The 17717-nt window shown below is 47.8% G+C and carries 17 protein-coding genes; 12 read left to right on the plus strand and 5 right to left on the minus strand.

The genetic code is table 11. The features are described from left to right. Positions 1-265 precede the first annotated feature (265 nt). On the plus strand, positions 266-1609 hold the full coding sequence (locus NDI45_RS19055; RefSeq protein WP_348248299.1) for an AAA family ATPase: 1344 nt from the start codon (positions 266-268) through the stop codon (positions 1607-1609). Next, complete coding sequence (locus tag NDI45_RS19060) at positions 1606-2298, plus strand: Rho termination factor N-terminal domain-containing protein (RefSeq protein WP_348248300.1); 693 nt, start codon at positions 1606-1608, stop codon at positions 2296-2298. Before NDI45_RS19055 ends, NDI45_RS19060 begins: the two co-directional genes overlap by 4 nt. Positions 2299-2651: 353 nt before the next feature. On the opposite strand, the gene NDI45_RS19065 is transcribed toward NDI45_RS19060, so the two are convergent. Next, positions 2652-2837: a DUF4926 domain-containing protein gene (locus NDI45_RS19065; protein ID WP_348248301.1), complete on the minus strand. Its 186-nt coding sequence runs from the start codon at positions 2835-2837 to the stop codon at positions 2652-2654. A gap of 258 nt (positions 2838-3095) precedes the next feature. Here NDI45_RS19065 and uvrC point away from each other — a divergent pair, with 258 nt between their 5' ends. Together uvrC and NDI45_RS19075 are read left to right on the plus strand one after the other, a co-directional pair. Continuing rightward, positions 3096-5021 carry an excinuclease ABC subunit UvrC gene (gene uvrC, locus NDI45_RS19070; protein ID WP_190793917.1) on the plus strand — a complete coding sequence of 642 codons (1926 nt, stop codon included), beginning with the start codon at positions 3096-3098 and terminating at the stop codon, positions 5019-5021. Between the two features lie 8 nt (positions 5022-5029). Further along, a complete protein-coding gene (locus NDI45_RS19075; RefSeq protein WP_348248302.1) occupies positions 5030-6358 on the plus strand; it encodes a HAMP domain-containing sensor histidine kinase in 1329 nt (442 codons plus the stop codon). A gap of 240 nt (positions 6359-6598) precedes the next feature. Here the strand turns inward: NDI45_RS19075 and NDI45_RS19080 are convergent, their stop codons facing one another. Continuing rightward, entirely contained in the window at positions 6599-7117 is a 519-nt protein-coding gene (locus NDI45_RS19080) for a DUF1993 domain-containing protein (protein WP_348248303.1), read from the minus strand. 518 nt (positions 7118-7635) lie between these two features. Between NDI45_RS19080 and NDI45_RS19085 the strand changes: the two genes are divergently transcribed. The 3 genes from NDI45_RS19085 to NDI45_RS19095 all read left to right on the plus strand — a co-directional run bounded on the left by NDI45_RS19085 (position 7636) and on the right by NDI45_RS19095 (position 10022). Beyond that, a complete protein-coding gene (locus tag NDI45_RS19085; protein WP_190793914.1) occupies positions 7636-8205 on the plus strand; it encodes a TetR/AcrR family transcriptional regulator in 570 nt (189 codons plus the stop codon). Between the two features lie 109 nt (positions 8206-8314). Next, the gene (locus NDI45_RS19090; RefSeq protein WP_348248304.1) at positions 8315-8770 is read left to right on the plus strand and encodes a small multi-drug export protein; all 456 of its coding nucleotides are present in this window, start codon (positions 8315-8317) and stop codon (positions 8768-8770) included. A gap of 112 nt (positions 8771-8882) precedes the next feature. Beyond that, a complete protein-coding gene (locus tag NDI45_RS19095; RefSeq protein ID WP_348248305.1) occupies positions 8883-10022 on the plus strand; it encodes a cytochrome P450 in 1140 nt (379 codons plus the stop codon). A gap of 310 nt (positions 10023-10332) precedes the next feature. Here NDI45_RS19095 and NDI45_RS19100 read toward each other — a convergent pair whose 3' ends face one another. Further along, entirely contained in the window at positions 10333-11883 is a 1551-nt protein-coding gene (locus NDI45_RS19100) for a DUF262 domain-containing protein (protein WP_348248306.1), read from the minus strand. 654 nt (positions 11884-12537) lie between these two features. Between NDI45_RS19100 and NDI45_RS19105 the strand changes: the two genes are divergently transcribed. Continuing rightward, on the plus strand, positions 12538-12837 hold the full coding sequence (locus tag NDI45_RS19105; RefSeq protein WP_190793709.1) for a hypothetical protein: 300 nt from the start codon (positions 12538-12540) through the stop codon (positions 12835-12837). Between the two features lie 146 nt (positions 12838-12983). Here NDI45_RS19105 and NDI45_RS19110 read toward each other — a convergent pair whose 3' ends face one another. Further along, positions 12984-14204 (minus strand): Coenzyme F420 hydrogenase/dehydrogenase, beta subunit C-terminal domain, encoded by a 1221-nt coding sequence (locus NDI45_RS19110; protein ID WP_190793708.1) that lies wholly within the window; start codon positions 14202-14204, stop codon positions 12984-12986. Between the two features lie 213 nt (positions 14205-14417). Here NDI45_RS19110 and NDI45_RS19115 point away from each other — a divergent pair, with 213 nt between their 5' ends. The 3 genes from NDI45_RS19115 to NDI45_RS19125 all read left to right on the plus strand — a co-directional run bounded on the left by NDI45_RS19115 (position 14418) and on the right by NDI45_RS19125 (position 16786). Further along, positions 14418-14933 carry a hypothetical protein gene (locus NDI45_RS19115; protein ID WP_190793707.1) on the plus strand — a complete coding sequence of 172 codons (516 nt, stop codon included), beginning with the start codon at positions 14418-14420 and terminating at the stop codon, positions 14931-14933. 105 nt (positions 14934-15038) lie between these two features. Further along, positions 15039-15782 carry a DUF1995 family protein gene (locus tag NDI45_RS19120; protein WP_190793706.1) on the plus strand — a complete coding sequence of 248 codons (744 nt, stop codon included), beginning with the start codon at positions 15039-15041 and terminating at the stop codon, positions 15780-15782. A gap of 242 nt (positions 15783-16024) precedes the next feature. Continuing rightward, complete coding sequence (locus tag NDI45_RS19125; RefSeq protein ID WP_190793705.1) at positions 16025-16786, plus strand: metallophosphoesterase family protein; 762 nt, start codon at positions 16025-16027, stop codon at positions 16784-16786. Positions 16787-17081: 295 nt separating this feature from the next. Here NDI45_RS19125 and NDI45_RS19130 read toward each other — a convergent pair whose 3' ends face one another. Then, complete coding sequence (locus tag NDI45_RS19130) at positions 17082-17522, minus strand: hypothetical protein (RefSeq protein ID WP_348248307.1); 441 nt, start codon at positions 17520-17522, stop codon at positions 17082-17084. A 15-nt stretch (positions 17523-17537) separates the two neighbouring features. On the opposite strand from NDI45_RS19130, the gene NDI45_RS19135 reads away from it, so the two are divergent. After that, positions 17538-17711 carry a hypothetical protein gene (locus tag NDI45_RS19135; RefSeq protein ID WP_348248308.1) on the plus strand — a complete coding sequence of 58 codons (174 nt, stop codon included), beginning with the start codon at positions 17538-17540 and terminating at the stop codon, positions 17709-17711. Positions 17712-17717: the final 6 nt, after the last annotated feature.

The following is a 17717-nucleotide window of genomic DNA, read 5'->3' on the forward strand; positions in this document are numbered from 1 at the left end:
CTGTTGCAATGAAGGTAGCCACTTTTCAACGTATCAGAGTCTTTCGCTGGAAGCAATACTGATGTTTAGCGAAGCTCCTCGTAGATTTCAACGATGAGGTTGTCGATAAGCTCACGTTTGAGTATCTGTACGGATGTTGTACTGTCAGTCTTTACAAGCAGTACATAAAGCTTGTGTGATTTTCCTGATAAATCATCAATAACCGAATGAATTATCCCATTGGGCTAGGCACACTGGAAGCAGGCATGATGGCAACCCCCACATTATGAGCATGACAACCACCAGTCTTCAATCCGCCCTACAAAGCCTTCCTGATAATTCTATAGAAGCGATTGTTGATCAACATTTTTCAAGCCAGTTGCTTGAGGCATTAGGATTTCAATCCCAGGAAATTTATCCCCAGTATCCTGACGGCAATGGAAACAAGGTTGATAAAGCAGCACGAAAAACTATTGGAGACGATATTTTTTTATCCACCAAATCTAATCCTTATCTTCTTTTAGAGTTAAAGGGAAGGGATGTAAATCTGTCTAGTGATTCCGCACAATATCGAAGCACTGTTAAGCAACTGAAGCAGTATCTCCTTGCTCCCAACTGCCACCAGACCGCACAGTGGGGAATTATTACTAACTCTTGTCATATTCAGCTATTTCGCAAGCATGGAAAGGTGATTTATCCTGCAACTCAATGTCTCTCCCTAAATAGGGAAAATATTGACGAAATTGTTGCTACGATGCGGGCAAGAATTGAAAGCCCAGCAAAGGCTTTGACGATCGCGGTCTATAATAACAAGGGAGGAGTAGGAAAAACAACAACAACAGTTAACCTAGCAGCCATCTTAGCTTTTCTAGGAAAGAAGGTTCTCACAATTGACTTTGACCCAAATCAGCAGGATTTAACAAGTTCGTTGGGACTTCCTTTAAGCAATGGTGCTGTTTTCGAGGCTCTTACGGAGCGAGGCGTAGAAATTCAAAGTACTCTACATCCTTACAAGTTTCCTTTAAAGAAGGTTAAGTCAGAACTTAGATTTGATGTAATTCCAGCCGATTCAACAATGGTGGATGTATCTGAAGAGGAACTTCGGAGACGGCTAAAACACAACGCGTTACATCGAAAGCTAGAACTTGCAAGGCAGGAATATGATTATATCTTGATAGATTCACCACCTAACTGGCGAATATACAGCCAACTTGCTGTTTATGCGGCTGATGTAATTCTCATTCCTACAAAGCACAATAATCTTTTTTCCTTGGAAAACGCAGCAATTGCAATTAAGCAATTCTTTCCCGAGGTGCAGAATAAGAAAGGTGATGGTACTCCTATTCCATTACCAATCTTCTTTAACGGTGAAAAGATTACGCCTCCGCAATTGGCAGTTGCTCAACAGGAAATTACCAATATTCTCAGGGCTGCTAAGAGGGATGGATTTGATTTATTACCTTACTTTTATCCAAGATACACCAACGCTAAGAAAGACCTCCACATTCCACAGGTGCCGAGCTATGCAAACATTGCAAGTGCTGCGTTCTCTCGCACGCCTGCGGTTTATCGCGATCGATCCGCTCATGAATATTACAAGAATCTAGCCAAGGAGTACTTCTTACAATGAGCAATCTCAATGATGTTGGAAATTTAATGCACTTGTACGTAGATGAAATTGAGATTGGTGAGGGAACTAATGCTCCAGAGTTTTTAATCAAAGCTTCTGCTCATCTGCTTAATCAAAAAGGCGGTAAAAACTGGGTTCCAGTCATTGTCAAGGAAACTGGTGAAGATAAGTATCAGGTAATCGGTAACTCATTCATTTATGCAGTTGCAGAAGAGGCTGGTTTAGAGCGTGTCTGGTGCATCATTGCCGATGATAGTAGTGAAACGGCTGAAGTCGTCAAAGTTCTTGCGGGTGAAGACATACCAAAGATTAACCTCTCGAAGGCATCTAGAGATGATATCAAGTCAGGGTTGGAATACCTGATTGAACAACCGGGAAGCGTTCTTAAAACCGTTAAACTTGCAGTAGCTACAAATCGCATTGATGAGGCTCCTCGCCAGTATTGGAAAACGTTAGACCCGATTATTAACTTAAAGTGTGGCATCACGAAGGGCAAAAAGCTCGACGCTCTAAAGGAGATATTCTATCTAACCCCTCAGCCGATGCCCGATACAATTGCCGATGCTGGCATTCTCAAAACAATGTCAACGGCAGACTTAAAGGCAATGGCGAAGAAACGAGGAATTGCTGGTATCAGCAAAATGAAAAAGGATGATCTTGTTGAGGCGTTGAGTACTCCCTTGAAATAGCCAGATATAAATACTGGAGTTTAGATTGCTTGCCCGATCGCCCCTGCAATCTCCTGAGCAGTTGCGCCTGTTACCAGAATTGCCCGATCGAGTTGAATCGATACTGAGGGAGTTCTCATAGAAATCCTGGAAATTACGCTGCGATCGCTCCAAATCCAAATAGGGCAAGTGAGCTCGGGCAAGAACTGATGCGGCGCTCGGAGCCTTGAATCCTACAACAGCGATCGACGGCGAAGCGTTCATCAACAAACTTTTAGAGCAGTTCCAGTAAGCGAAGCAGGAATAGGAATAACGTACTAAACCTTAGCTACTTCCGGCTCAGGCGATGCAGGCTCAAACCTTAGCACCATAAGCTACTCTGGACGTAAACCTAAGGACTCATAGGTTCTGCCGTCTCGATCGCTAAATTCCACTTCAAACGCTGCACCGTCGGCTAATGTCTCAACTACGGTTCCAACTTGCCCTCGCCACAAATTGTAATGAGGCAAATCGACGGTCAGGGCAACAACGTCAAGTAATTTCACTGTATTGTTTCCCACGCTGATTCCCTCCAATACCTACAAAGGATAGCAGGTTGTTAATTTTGGAACCTCTGAATCATGCTCAACGATCCAGCCACTCCGCAGAGTTGCACTTCTATTTTGCGGTCGAACTCCCCACCCATTCCTAATCGGACATTCCCCCTCGGCACAGGGTATTCGATCGCAGTATCCTAAAAGTACGGATGCTCTAGGTTTTTGGACAAACCTGAGTAGACCTAAGCGGATATTTGCCCCTATCCTCACCCCCGATCGCCTGTGACGACTACCAAACCCATCCCCCTCGTTAAAGATCCCGATCGCTTGGAAGCCCGCCTTAAAGAAATTCCCCCTGAGCCAGGGGTGTATTTTATGCGCGATGCGGACGATCGCATTATTTACATCGGCAAATCCAAGAAACTGCGGGCGCGGGTGCGTTCTTATTTCCGGGAGCATAGCGGCCACAACGAGCGGATTGCGCTGATGGTGCGGCAGGTGATGGATATTGAGTTTATCGTCACCGACACCGAAGCCGAAGCACTTGCGCTGGAAGCGAATCTAATCAAGCAGCACCAGCCTCACTTCAATGTGCTGCTGAAGGACGACAAGAAGTATCCCTATCTCTGCATTACCTGGTCAGAGGAATATCCCCGGATCTTTATTACGCGCAATCGGCGATCGGGCAAGGCGCAGGATCGCTACTACGGTCCTTATGTAGATGTTTATGCGCTCAGAAGTACGCTGCGCTTGGTGAAGCGGATCTTTCCGCTGCGTCAGCGTCCTCAGCCGTTACACAAAGATCGAACCTGTCTCAACTTCGATATTGGTCGCTGTCTGGGCGTTTGTCAGAAGATGGTGGACACGGAAAACTATCGCAAGATGATGCAGCGGGTCGCAATGATCTTCCAGGGACGGACGACTGAACTCGAGGAAATTCTGACGCAGCATATGGAGAAGGCTGCCGAGGCGTTGAACTTCGAGCATGCCGCGCGGCTCCGGGACCAGATTCGCGGACTTGAGGCATTGACTGCTGATCAAAAGGTGGCACTGCCAGACGATACGGTCTCCAGAGATGCGATCGCGTTGATGGCAGACGACCACCATGCCTGCGTGCAGTTGTTCCAAATTCGGGCGGGTCGTTTGGTCGGTCGATTGGGATTTGTGGCAGATGCTCAGTCGGGGACACCGGGCGCGATTTTGCAGCGCGTTTTGGAAGAGCATTTCTCGACGGTTGATCCAGTGGAAATTCCTGCCGAGATTTTGACGCAGCATGAGCTACCGGAACAGGAGATGCTGTCTGAGTTTCTGTCCGATCGCCGGGGTCGCAAAGTCAATATCTATGTGCCGCAGCGACAGACCAAGGCAGACCTGATTGAGATGGTTGAGCGCAATGCTGGCTATGAGCTTGCCCGGACCCAGCGATTTGCCGATCGCAACAATCAGGCGATGCTTGATCTAGCGACGATTCTGGATTTGCCCGATCTGCCCCACCGCATCGAAGGCTACGATATTTCCCACATTCAGGGGTCGGATGCGGTCGCCTCCCAAGTGGTCTTTATCGATGGACTTCCCGGCAAGCAGCACTATCGTCACTACAAAATCAAGAATCCGACGGTGCGATCGGGTCACTCGGATGACTTTGCGAGCATGGCAGAAGTGATTCGGCGACGGTTCCGCAAGTATGCTCAAGACCCGAATATTAAGCGCGTCGGCAACCCCGATTTTCCCGATCTGGTGATGATCGATGGCGGGAAGGGTCAGCTCTCAGCCGTGGTAGAAGTGCTGCGGGACTTGAATTTGCTGGAAGATGTCAAGGTCGTCAGTTTGGCAAAGCAGCGGGAAGAGATTTTCCTGCCCGGTGAGTCGTTGCCGCTGCAAACCGAAGCCGAACAGCCCGGAGTCCAGCTCCTTCGTCGTCTGCGAGATGAGGCACACCGATTTGCTGTCAGCTTCCATCGACAGCAGCGCAGCGATCGAATGCGGCGTTCCCGCTTAGATGAGATTCCCGGACTGGGACACCATCGCCAGAAAGAGCTGCTGGCACATTTTCGATCGATTGATTATTTGCGAGAAGCAAGCCCGAAGCAAATTTCAGAAGTACCGGGGATTGGTCCTAAGCTGGCGCAGCAAATCTACGACTACTTCCATCCTGAACTTCAGTCCGAGGAGGATCTGGAAGACGTGGTGGCATCACCAGGGAGCTGAAAAATTCCATGTTTCAGGCAACTCGGCGGCGGCTGGCACTCTGGTACACGGCAGTAACGGCGGTGCTGCTGCTGCTGTTTGCGATCGGTGTTTATGGGTATGTGCGAAATACCCTGGTTGAGCGGATCGATGACACCCTCAGTCATGTGGTCGAGGTCGTGCAGCGATCGCTCGTGATCGAACCTGTGAATCCTGACGATCTGCTGGCAAATCCGCGCCTCAAAATTAATCTAGAAGCCAGTTTTCGCAGCAATGCAGAGGCGATCGATGATGACCATATCGATCTGGAGTGGTTCAGCCCGACTGGGGAAGCGTTGTGGTCTACGTTTTCTGTGCCGCTCAACGTGCCTGTGCATCCTAGCAGCGGCGAAACGGTGCGCGTCCAGGACGATCAGCTTCTCCGGCAGGTAACGCAGCGCGTCCAGGTGGGGCGACAGGTGTTGGGCTATTTGCGGGTGAGCCATCCCTGGTTTGAGGTGACAAAGCCAACGCGACAGCTCATGGTGGATTTGAGCCTGTGGATGGTCGCAGGACTGATAGCAGTTGCGGGAATTGGCTGGCTGCTTTCAGGGTTGGCAATGGCTCCAGTGAAAGACTCTTATCAGCGACTGCGTCAATTTACGGCGGATGCGTCCCACGAGCTGCGAAACCCGATCGCCGTGATTCAAACGAATGTACAGGTTGCCCTGGCAGACCCCGATCCATCGCTTCAGCAAGATCAGCTTCAGGTGATCGAACGCCTGACGCGCCGCCTGGGACGACTGGTAGACGATCTTCTATTTTTGGCACGGCAGGATAGCAGCCTTGCTCCCTTGAAGTCCGACCCGATCGACCTGGACTACCTGCTGAAAGAAGTGATCGAAGAACAGCAGGCGATCGCCACTGACAAAAACCTTGCCCTCAGCTTTAATCCCCCAACTCACAAAGAAGGCTACCGAATGCAGGGCGATCGAGACCAAATCTCTCGTCTGTTCACCAATTTGATCGGCAATGCGCTTCAATACACTCCTGCGGACGGCAAAGTCGAAGTGACGCTGCAACGACTGAAACCAAACGGCATTCTCCAGGTGCAGGTCAAAGACACGGGCATTGGCATTCCGGCAGAGTCGCTGCCCCACTTATTCGATCGCTTTTATCGCGTTGATCCGGCTCGGAGTTCCAATAGCAGTAAACCCTCTGGAAAGACCACCGGATCAGGACTGGGATTGGCGATCGCCAAAGTCATCGTCGAAAATCATCACGGTCAAATCCAGGTCGAAAGCACGTTACATCAAGGCACGACTTTTACAGTGACGCTGCCGATGCGAACAGAAACACGAATTACGATTCCGGTATAACCCTGCGTTGAAGCGGACATTCGAGAGCTATTGGTAATGATGCAAGGGTTATTGACTTTGGATTGAACAGAAATTGCCATAAGTGCAAGACCTGTATTTCAAGTTGATGCTTAATGCTAACCGACTGTCTCCAAGGAATAACCCAACCGATCGCCTGGCGGTATAACAGCTCAAATCGGCGGCGGCAATCATCCCGAATTTAGCGCGAGTAACTCTTGACCGTCCGCTGCATTTGAATAGTTAGGCTTCATTCTTTCTGATTAATGGCACCAAGTGCAGCATGTAATCTCGTTTTCCAATTGGCACACCGGCCATGCGAAGAATATCGTAAGCCGTGACCATATGGAAGTAAAAGTTTGGAATTAGAAATTCATTTATGTAGGCATTACCAGGCAACTCGATGTAAAGGCTCTGGCCCAAGTCAATGCGCGTCACCTCAGCTAGCTTTGCATCTTCAGCGTTAACACCCAAAAGAAGTTCCTTAGTGTTTGCTATATGCTCATATGCCTGCGTGAGAGATATGACGTCTGGATCTAGATTATTTGCAGGTTTGCTATCACACCAAAGAGCAAAGTTACGTGGTTGATTGCAGGTGAAAGCAATCTGTGTACCGAAGGGAAGCATATCAACCGCAATGCGTTTTTGAAGGAACGACTCGTCATCATAAAAGTGAGTCTGAGCTGACTTCAAGAGATGCTCAAGAGTTGCTAAGCGGCTTTGAAAGAGGTTTCGGATTAAATCTATATTCTGACTTTGCATTTGGCGCTTCCTTAATATTTATTCTATGAATTCTAGCTGTACTTAGAATAGACTGCAGCCTAACGGCAAATGCAGCGGTTGATAGGGACTTGGTAATACCGCCAGCTTGAACCAGCAGTCCGCTGCCATGACATGCTAGCTGGCTGCCACCACCCAAGTTCAAAAACAAGCCTCTACCGTACTACCCTGACTAATCGCCCTCTTAACATTAGCCTTCACCCATTACTTTCATGAATGTGCCTCAGTCTAAATTTTCTGAGAATCGACCGATAACAATTGATGAGCTATACCAATTTGAGACTTTAAATCTACGATTCTGGATTGCAGATGTCTCTCCAGATGGTTGCAGCATCAGAATTTGTAGCCAGCAAAAATTGAAATGCTATGAATGGTTGACATAAAAACCGTCCGGACGGTACAGTTAACTTATAGGCACTTCCACGCTTTTGGCAATCTAGCTCTTGATTGTTCAAGAGTGTAATGCATCTACGTTTCCTGCTACTTTCTTGGTCATTTCTATGGCTACTACCAAAAAGTCAAAATCTCGATCAGCTACTCGTGAAATACTTCTGCGAGCTGCCAGTCAAGTTGTAATTGACAAGGGTGTTGAGGCGTTAACGCTAGATGCTGTTGCACAACAAGCTGGAGTCAGTAAGGGAGGGCTACTCTATCATTTCCCTAACAAAGATGCGTTGATGGGAGGTATGGTTGAGCAACTGATTCAGGATTTTGAAACGGTGCTGCAAACTGAGTTTGACCAGGATGATGCACCAGGAACACCAGGACAGTGGGTGCGGGCATACATTCGAGCAACGCTACGCTTTAGCAAACAATCGCTAGCATTAATTGCCCGTCTTACTTCGATCGCGGCTGACTCGCCTAATCTATTTGAAGCTGCCAAAGCCTACGAACAGCAGTCGCGACAGCGGATTGAAACCAGTGGAATTGATCCCACAAAAGCAACGATTATTCTGTTGGCGACCGATGGTTTGTGGCTCTCAGAAGTGTTTCAGGTTGGCACTCTAGACGAACCTCGTCTCACTCAGGTTGTGGAAACGTTGCTTGCGATGACACGAATCGACCAATGAGTTAGCTAATTTTTTCAATCTGTTGATTCAACGCTGATGATTCCAGTTCATTCAGTCAATTTGTCCTGCAAATGTTTTGTAATTTACCACCTTAAATTGCATACTCATCATGCTGATTATTCAGTACATGACCAAAGCACTCACAACCTGGTCAGTTGGATTTTTTCCCTATTTTGAGGTTTACGCCGCAGTCGCAGCGGGGATGGCAATGAAACTGGATCCGGTTTCATCGGTGGTTTGGGGAGTGTTGGGCAACTTTACGCCCATCCCTCTGCTGTTGTGGGGCTATAGCCGCCTGATGCGTGTTCCTCAATTACGCGCTTGGTTATTGCGGATGGAAAGACGGGGTGGACAAAGAGTAAAACACGCTTTCGATCGCTATGGAGCCTGGTTTCTGATTCTTATGACCCCAATTCTTGGCAGTTGGACGATCGCCGTTGTTAGCCCCATCATCGGTATCCATCCCAGGCGAATACTCCTATTTTCATTCATTGGCATCACTCTCTATGGCGTGGTTACGGCTGTGGCGATCGCTTCTGGTATGAGCTGGTTCATGCACCATTAAGCTCCAACTCCAACATTCAGTTTCTAACTTGTTTGTCACCTATCCGTCAGATCGCGAGAATCTGGCTCGGTTCAATCTGCAAATTGTTTGTTCATGTACAGGAAAATTGATCATGCAAGCCAATCAACCATCGATTACAACACCAATGACTGAACTGTTTGGCAATCCCTTTCCCTGGTATGCCAAAATGCGTCGTGAAGCGCCCGTGTTCTATGACGCAGAGCAGCAAAGCTGGATGGTATTTCGCTACGAAGATGTGAAACGAATATTTGCAGATTGGCAAACGTTTTCATCAAAAATCCCCCATCCACCAGAGCAAACCGATTTAACCCAAAGCCTGAACTACACCGACCCGCCCAAACATCAGTCGCTGCGATCGCTTGTTGGCAAAGTATTCACGGCTCGTCGGGTAGAAGAACTAGCACCGCGTATTGCTCAAATTACCCATGAACTGATCGATAAAGTTCAGGGTCAAGAGCGGATGGACTTCATGCACGACTTGGCAATTCCACTGCCAATCATTGCGATCGCTGAAATTTTGGGTGTTCCCATTGAAGATCGGGATGACTTCAAACGATGGTCAGATGGCATTGTCATGTATGATACGAGCGCACTGAAAGCAATGGCTGACTACTTCCGGCATTTGCTAGAGCAACGGCGACAGCATCCTGGCAAAGACTTAATCAGTAATTTGATTGCCGCTCACGAAGCTGGTGAAACCCTGACGGCTCAAGAACTGGTGGATTTCTGCATGGTGCTGCTAATAGCTGGCAATGAAACCACAACCAACTTGCTGGGGAATGCCATTCTTTGCTTTAACGAATATCCAGAAGCCTATGAGCGGTTGAAGCAGGAGCCTCAATTGCTGCCATTAGCGATCGAGGAAGTATTGCGCTATCGATCATCAATCCAGGGGATAGAACGGTTTACTAAAGTCGAAACCCAACTGGGAGGACAGACGATTCCGGCAGGACAAATGGTAATCGTTTGGATGGGATCAGCCAATCGAGATGAGTCTCAGTTTGATCGCCCTGATGAATTTGTCGTCGATCGCGATCCTAATCCACATTTGGCTTTTGGTAATGGCATTCACTTTTGTTTGGGTGCGCCCCTAGCTCGTCTAGAAGGCAAAATCGTGCTGAGTACAATGCTAGAACGCCTGCCCAATCTACGCATGGATCCAAACGCCACGCTGGAATTTATTCCCTCAACGGGGGTGCATGGCGTTAAGTCTTTGCCTGTCCTGCTTTAACCATCAGAGGCTGAGCTATCTGATATATCGTTATCCCTAGTACAGATAGATGCGATCGCTCGGCAACTAATAAGGAGCGTGAACTTCTAAATGCTGCAAACGCTTTTAAACCAGTAATGTGACAAAACACTCTGAGCGATTGTCAAAGGGTTAACCCATCGCGATCGCTCATTGGATTACGAGTGCAAAGTTTTTGAACGAAGCCAGCTAACGGTTCCGCTCACCGGACGCAGATAATCCTTGCGTCACAGCAATAGAATGAATTCGTTCCGGTGCAGCGGAGTTGTTAGACTTCGGTTGATTACTACTTTTAATTTTTATACCCAGTATTACAGTAGGGGTGAGTTATTTGTCCGTTGTCTAAGGTTGCTGAACCTCCATCTTCCTTACGTTGTACATGATCAATTGAAATTGAATTCCTGTGAATAAACCCTCCACATATTTTGCATTTTGGAGCATTTTGAAGGGCTTCTCTAATGTACACTGCGCTCTTTTTTCCCGTATTAAAATCTTTTACTGAAGAGTCAATCTGCTGAGGCATTTTTTGAAATGTTAAGTAACTAAATTCAGGAGTAGATATAATTTCATTTATAGCGTCGTTAATAGATTTACCTGCCTTGAGAGTAGAGACAACTTTTTGAAAAAACATCGAGATGTAATTATAACTTTTCTGTGCTGACCTATACTTTCGATTAATTTGTTGAATTAAATAATCATACTCAAGAATAAACTTCTCAAATTCACTTCGGACATCAATAAAATTATTTATCTTTTTGCGTTTGTCTAGTTCCACCACAAAATCAACCATGGCGAAGAAGGAAGCTGTTTTGTGTCTTCCCTCTTGAGAGTAAAAATATACAACTGGATGTAACCCAAGCGATGATGCATGATTACTATTCAGCCTATATGCAACCTTCCTAACATTCTTAAGAGTTTGTATTGTAACTTCACCAGTTTCGTCATCTTGAGTATCTTTGTTAAAAATTGCACCATTGACAATATTCACCAGATCTAAAATTAGAGGTAGAGTCTGTGAGGAATAGAGTTTTCCGCCGACTGGTATATCAAGAGTCTTGATTGGAGTTTGCAGTTTGGGATCAAAAAGGATTTCGTTAATCTCGGCAGCTAGTTCTTGCACTTGCATTTGGTTTGGAGTTGGAAAGGATGCCCAGTACTTATGACCTTTACCACTTCTTATAATTGCACGTGCTGCAATACTGTTTGGTTTTTTCCGGGATTCGATAAGCTTTATCTCGGTCTTATCAATTGGAGCAGCTTGCTGATTTATCTTGAAAAATGAGCTTTCTGCTGTCCTTGCGTCACCTTCAACCCACTGAAGTTGTATCGCTAATGCTCCTAAATTTTTAGCATACCTGACGATCTCCGGCTTAACTCGATCAGGATATGCAAGAGCTAATCTAAAATCTTCATATGATCCAACAATCTTATTTACAAGTTTTCGCGTTTCTTGAGCAATCTCCAGTTGTTCGTCAGGAATGATACCGTCATAGAAAAGCTTTGATATTTTTCCATCTCCATAATCATCGTTAACCCAAGCCGATAGAGCACTTAATCTATGACTTCCATCGATCACAAATAAATAACCGCCAGAACTCCTCCACAAAATAATTGCCGGTATTAAATCACCTTCAATAAAGCTCTTTACAAGCTCACAAATTTTTTGACTATCCCACTCGTTAGTTTCTCTTTGAAAGTCTGGCTTTCTAATGTTTGAGAAGAAGAAGGAATCTGGCTTTATATCTTCAATTGAGATCGCTTCTTTTTTCTTGCCAGAATTAATATTGTCTTCTACCTCAAAATCTTCTCTTGCTATCAAGGCATCCAAATTAACCTTAGCCATAACAGTTCCTAGAAAAAGCCAATCATATTGTAGCTAGGTTTTGAATGTGCTTCCTCAAAACCTAGACGTGGGAAAGAAGTCTAACACGTTATTAGGCTGAACTCGTTCGTGCTATCTACCCTGTAGAGGCAATTAGGCTGAATGAATTCCGTCTAATCGCTCCAATCGGACATTAGCCCGACATATTTTCCGTATAAGCCCCCTGATTCCAGCCATTAGCCCGAATCTGAGAGCGTTTCTTCGGTCTGTTCTTGCCTTCCATTCTGCCTAAGATTCTAAAAACGGAATTAGTCCAAATCAAAGGTGTTTCGATCGAATTACAGCCTAGACCAAAGCTATTTCTGATCAATGACAATCGCCCCAAACATTAGTATTGCGATCGAAGAAAAACTCTGATAGCTTGAACGAATGGCTCCTTCCAATTCAATGAGCGAGCCACTAACCCTTCCTAGAGATGGACTGAGGGAGCTTCAATTTCTTCACAAGGAATTCGATCGCTGACTAAGAGTGCGCCAACACTCAAAGCCAGCTAACCTCCCGGACTGAGCCAGCAGTCTGAAAGGCTAGAACGATTATAAGTTCTGGTTTGTCAGTCTTGTTTAACAGTATTCAGCTCTTATCTCTAGGGTTCTTATACCCTCGGAGATCTTGAATATGACTTATCCTACCGAACCGCAATCTGCGATCGGTCAAACCTTGCGCGACCGATGCGATCGAGAAGCGGTCAAACTTGCGCTGATCGGCAAGCCTGCGGGCGTGGATCAGTGTGTGATTGAGCTAGAGCGCAGAGGCTTTTGTGACAGCTACGCCTGGAGTCCACCAATTCCCGTTCCTGAGAATGCCGTGATCCAAAGCAGTTCTCCCCAGGGAGGAATTATTCAGTTCCACAAAGGCGAAGTGATCCGGCTCTACAAGCGCTGGTATCCCATCACCATCCAGACTATTCCCCTGTAGGAGCGATCGCTGCCGAATTACGGGATAACTACATCCCTGCCAAGAAACCTCCTCAACCCTCAAAGTCCCCCAGAATTGGGGGATTTAGGGGGCTGTCCAGCGTTGTCACGCGCAACCCTTCGTCCTCCAATTTTGCTTCGATCGCCCTATTCCTTCGGTAGCTCATACTGCCCAACAATGCGCTTTGCATATTCCGGCACATGAGCCTCTAACTTTTCGGGATGGTTGCGCTTGGTGTACAGATAGTTGCGCGTGAAATGAGAATCGATCGAAAAACGCGCATATTCCAGCCCTTTGGGACCAATTTTTTCGATCACCACGCCCATCAGTTTTGCTGCCCACATTGGCAGGGTTACGCCTTTGTCATAAGCCGGAATGCTTTGCTGCACGGCATTTTTTCGATCGCCCTGCGACATTACAGGCTGCGTGTCAAGCTGATCCATCACCAGATCCAGCATTTCCTGACCGCAATCGTTTCGCACCACAATCCACTGCCAGCCAAACGGCGCGCCCATATAGCCCACCACCAGATCCGCCAGCGAATTCACATAGTCAAAGCAGCTCATGCAGGACGGCGCGAACACATCCTTCAGCTGGTTGGTCTTGAGTCCAAAGAACGGTACTTTCTCGATCGACCCGTCCTCGTGCTTAAAATGCACCCGAAAATCCTGCATGAATTCGTAATGCACCACCGTTTCGGGCGATCGGCTGGTGGTATCGAGAAATTTTTGCAGTCCGGCGCGGGTCACATTGTCCACACAGGGCGTTCCCAGCACATAGAGCTTTTCTAAACCAAGCTCCTTTTCTACAGCGCGAAGTGCCTGAATCTGACAGCCCACGCCAATGACTAACAGCCGCTTCATGCCCGACTGCTGCACCTGCTCCAGCACCGACAGGTTGGGCGACAGGGTTGGCTTATTTACTCTCGCTGCCAAGATCTCTTCTGGCGTGCGGGCAATCACAGGCTGCGGCTGAAACCGATCGTCCTTCGTATTCTGGACGCACACCACGCCTTCCACCATGCCCCGATTCAGCATCTCAATCGCGATCGAACTCACGATGCCCGTCCACTGCGCTCCGTCGATCGGCTGCTGTTTGCGGGCTGCCATCATGTCCTGCCGCACGCCAAAATACCAGTCGTCCTGATCGTCCAGATTGCGCGATCGCCCGTGGGTTTGCGCTTCTAACTCTGGAATCTGCTGATTAATAAAGGCGCAGGCTTCTTTAACGTAGTGAATATAGTAGGTGTCACACAACCCGCATTCGCTGCACAGTTCTTTTGCCGGACGGCGGCTACCGGGCTTCAGTGCCTTCGCTTTTTGATGCTTGTTTTGATGCTGGGGGGAATCAGGAGTAATAGCAGTCATTGAAAGAAATTTATTAACATGAGCGTCTCTCAATCACAATACCGTAGAGACTGTTCACCGTGGCGCACCTGAGACAAAATTAAGCGTTTGAGACTGCTCCGGCAGGCTTTCCTCCTTCCTGGTATCTTGGAATTAAAAGCAAATTTAAGCAGATAGTCTTTATTCTTTTGCCGATCGTTCAATCAATAAAGAGAAACACTGATATCCATCGATATGAACTACGTTATTGCTGTTCTTGCCGATCGCATTCAAGCCGAAGCCGCCTACTCTCAGCTTGAGAAAGAAGGCATTCCGCAAAACCAGATGAGCATCTTAGGTCGAGGCTATAAAACTGCTGATGAGTTTGGCTTTATCGATCCCAAACAGCCTGCCCGCAAACAGGCTCGCTTGATGTCCTTTTGGCTGGTTCCCTTTGGTTTTATTGGCGGAATCGCCTTTAACCTGGCAACAAACTATGAAGTCATCCCCGAAATTGGACTTTTCGGAAACCGCATTCTCGGTGGCATTCTGGGGGCGATCGGCGGCGCAATGGGCAGCTTTTTTGTGGGCGGGCTCACAGGCGCATCTATTGGCAGTGGAGATGCCCTTCCCTACCGCAATCGTCTTAAAGAAGGCAAATACATTGTTGCAGTCAACGGCGCGCCCAACATCACCAACAAAGCCTCCAGCATCCTGAAACAATTCGAGCCCGAAAGCCTCCAGGGCTACGTTGACCCCAATATCAATTAATCCCTTGATCCATCAAGCTCTGAGGTTAATGCGTTCGCTGCGCTAACCTAGTCCTACGAACGAACCACCCCTCATTTCCCCATCCACCCATCCACTCCCTTTCCCATGACTCTTCCCAAAACGCTCGAAGAAGCGATCGAACAGGCAAAAGTCTCGACCCAGGCAGCGATCAATGATAGCTACAAGCGGCTTCAGGTCGAAATCGTCTTTCCCGAACTCAAAACGATGCCGGTCGCCGCTCAGTTTCTAGAACCATTTGAGCCTCTGGGAAGCAAGCTGCGGGTGTATTTCACCGATGCAGGGGCTGCGGCTCTTGCCCGACGCGACTGGGGCGAAAAACCGTTTGCCATTCGCGGCTTGAGCGATCTTAAAGCAGAAATTCAGCCGGACGAAGAACTGCTGCTGTTTGTCGAGCCGTCTTCGGTGGAAGTCAACGAGGTGGAGCAGATTTGTCAGCAGGCAGGCGATCGGGCAGTGATCTTGCTCAATCCCAAAATGGAGGACATTGTGACGATCGGGATTGGCTACGCCGGAAGGCAGCTTCGAGAGCGATTCTTGAAGCAGTTTGATACCGCTTACTACCTTCAGCCGATTCCAGGAGCAGCAATTCTGCGAGCATATCCCTCCTCCTGGCAGGTCTGGGTGGAAAAAGGCGAGGATGACTATGAGCTAGCCGGAGAATTTTCTCAAAAGCCAAATAGCGAAATGCTGGAAGGGCTTTTGATGGGTTCTTCTGCGCCTGATTCACAGGAAAATGTCTCTGAGCAAACAGCTACCTCATCTCGATCGCCCCAGCGGAAAGGCATTTTGTCCTCGCTTCAGCAATTTCTGCGGGCATTAAGCCAGTAGGAGGACGCTGTGTCAGAAGCAAAATTTGTAATTTATTTAACATAGCTTTAAAGGACAAGCGATCAAAAGCGCAGGTTGTTGGGCACAATTAGAATAAGGACTTAATGTTGAGAAGTGTAAAGGCTGAAATGTAAAGGCAGGCTTTTTGCTGACCGATGTTGTTATGCTGCTTTAGTCAGGTTGTCTGTCTTTATAAATGTGATTTGCCTGAATGTGATTTGTTGAGCGTCTTAAGAGGATAAATGCCCGTGTCTAGCAGTCGTCGAATTTTCGTGGGCGATGTTCATGGTCACTACGATGCCCTGATGCGACTTCTAGAAACGATTGCGCCTAATTCTGATGATCAAATTTACTTTGTAGGAGATTTGATCGATCGCGGACCTAAAAGTGCTCAGGTTATTGAGTTTGTGCGATCGCAGGGCTATGGCTGCGTGATGGGAAACCATGAACAAATGCTGCTGGAGGCGTTTCCCGATAGCAAAGTGTCTCAGCACCTCCTGCAAGCGTGGCTCCACAGCGGCGGCTATACAACCGTTGCCAGCTATGCGACTCCTGAATCCCTGCTGGAAAATCTTGTCTGGTTGCGAAGCCTGCCGCCCTATCTAGACCTGGGCGATCTCTGGCTCGTTCATGCGGGTGTACATCCCCATTTGCCGATTCAAGCGCAGACTTCCCACGAGTTTTGCTGGATTCGTGAAGAGTTTCACAGCACACCAAAACCCTATTTTGACGACAAGCTGATTATTACTGGACATACCATCACCTTCACGCTGCCTGGTGTGCCCGCGGGGGCAGTTGCCAGAGGAAAGGGATGGCTCAACATTGATACCGGCGCATATCACCCCAAAAGTGGCTGGCTGACTGCTGTAGATATGACCCATCAGCAGGTTTATCAGGTCAACGTGTTCCAGCAAGCTAGCCGATCGCTCCCGCTGGCAGAAGCTGTGGTTGAGATTGAACCTAGCCAGATGCATCTGCGTCGCCAGCTTATTCAAACGCTTTAATTTAGAAATGGGGCGATCGGCAACCGGTCTATATCGAAGCCCTCGTCCTAAATGCCTCTTATACGACGGACTACTGTGTATCGTTCAGTCGATGGAGTCACTGTTCTAGGCTTTGCAGCCCCCTAAATGCCCCAATGTTGGGAGACTCCGCAACAAAGAGAAGTCTTAGTTCCCCCCAAGTTAGGGGGGTGGGGCAGAATAGGGCAGTTTCTACATCATCTACATCACATCATCTAGATCAATATCTAGAGCAATGGATGGATCGGTGTACACAGTAGCCGAAGAGAGATTCGGTTTAGGCTAATGCAAAGCTAAAGTCAGATTCAGACAGCGTTGTTACGTTAACCCGATTGAGTTGCAGAGTATTGCCGTTCCCAAAGTTGATGGTAGAAGCGCTCAAGGTTGCTTTTGACGTGAAGTCAGAAAAGCCCTGGAAGCGGAAACTGCTGAGGTCAATTTTGTCTGATCCTTTTTCAAAGTCGGTAATCACGTCCTTTCCGCCACCTGGACGATAGACAAATTGATCATTTCCCTCATCCCCGGTGAGCCGATCGTTCTGCGTGCCACCATCTAGGCGATCGTTGCCTGCACCACCCCTCAGGATGTCTAAACCCGATCCACCATTCAGAATGTCCTGTCCTGCATCTCCCTGAAGGTCATCTTGTCCGTTTCCACCTAGCAGGTAGTCATCGCCCGAACCGCCGACAAGAAAATCCTTGCTGTCATCCCCTACCAAAATATCATTGCCTGCTTGCCCAGAAAGGCGATCGACTCCGGCTCCACCAAAAGCAATATCGCCGCCCTGACCGCCTGTGAGAGCATCAAAACCTTCGCCACCGCTGAGAACATCGTCTCCCTGATTGCCGAACAGAATGTCGTTGCCCTGCTCGCCTTCAATGCGATCATTCCCCTGCCGACTGCTTAAAAGGTC

The sequence above is a fragment of the Leptolyngbya sp. GB1-A1 genome, assembly GCF_039962475.1.
GTDB lineage: Bacteria > Cyanobacteriota > Cyanobacteriia > Elainellales > Elainellaceae > Leptolyngbya_A.

What these genes read in the sequence shown, in the direction of transcription:
- NDI45_RS19055 (WP_348248299.1), top strand. Translation starts at nt 266, where the DNA reads ATGAGCATGACAACCACCAGTCTTCAATCCGCCCTACAAAGCCTTCCT.
- NDI45_RS19060 (WP_348248300.1), top strand. Translation starts at nt 1,606, where the DNA reads ATGAGCAATCTCAATGATGTTGGAAATTTAATGCACTTGTACGTAGAT.
- NDI45_RS19075 (WP_348248302.1), top strand. Translation starts at nt 5,030, where the DNA reads ATGTTTCAGGCAACTCGGCGGCGGCTGGCACTCTGGTACACGGCAGTA.
- NDI45_RS19080 (WP_348248303.1), bottom strand. Translation starts at nt 7,117, where the DNA reads ATGCAAAGTCAGAATATAGATTTAATCCGAAACCTCTTTCAAAGCCGC.
- NDI45_RS19085 (WP_190793914.1), top strand. Translation starts at nt 7,636, where the DNA reads ATGGCTACTACCAAAAAGTCAAAATCTCGATCAGCTACTCGTGAAATA.
- NDI45_RS19090 (WP_348248304.1), top strand. Translation starts at nt 8,315, where the DNA reads ATGCTGATTATTCAGTACATGACCAAAGCACTCACAACCTGGTCAGTT.
- NDI45_RS19095 (WP_348248305.1), top strand. Translation starts at nt 8,883, where the DNA reads ATGCAAGCCAATCAACCATCGATTACAACACCAATGACTGAACTGTTT.
- NDI45_RS19100 (WP_348248306.1), bottom strand. Translation starts at nt 11,883, where the DNA reads ATGGCTAAGGTTAATTTGGATGCCTTGATAGCAAGAGAAGATTTTGAG.
- NDI45_RS19105 (WP_190793709.1), top strand. Translation starts at nt 12,538, where the DNA reads ATGACTTATCCTACCGAACCGCAATCTGCGATCGGTCAAACCTTGCGC.
- NDI45_RS19110 (WP_190793708.1), bottom strand. Translation starts at nt 14,204, where the DNA reads ATGACTGCTATTACTCCTGATTCCCCCCAGCATCAAAACAAGCATCAA.
- NDI45_RS19115 (WP_190793707.1), top strand. Translation starts at nt 14,418, where the DNA reads ATGAACTACGTTATTGCTGTTCTTGCCGATCGCATTCAAGCCGAAGCC.
- NDI45_RS19120 (WP_190793706.1), top strand. Translation starts at nt 15,039, where the DNA reads ATGACTCTTCCCAAAACGCTCGAAGAAGCGATCGAACAGGCAAAAGTC.
- NDI45_RS19125 (WP_190793705.1), top strand. Translation starts at nt 16,025, where the DNA reads ATGCCCGTGTCTAGCAGTCGTCGAATTTTCGTGGGCGATGTTCATGGT.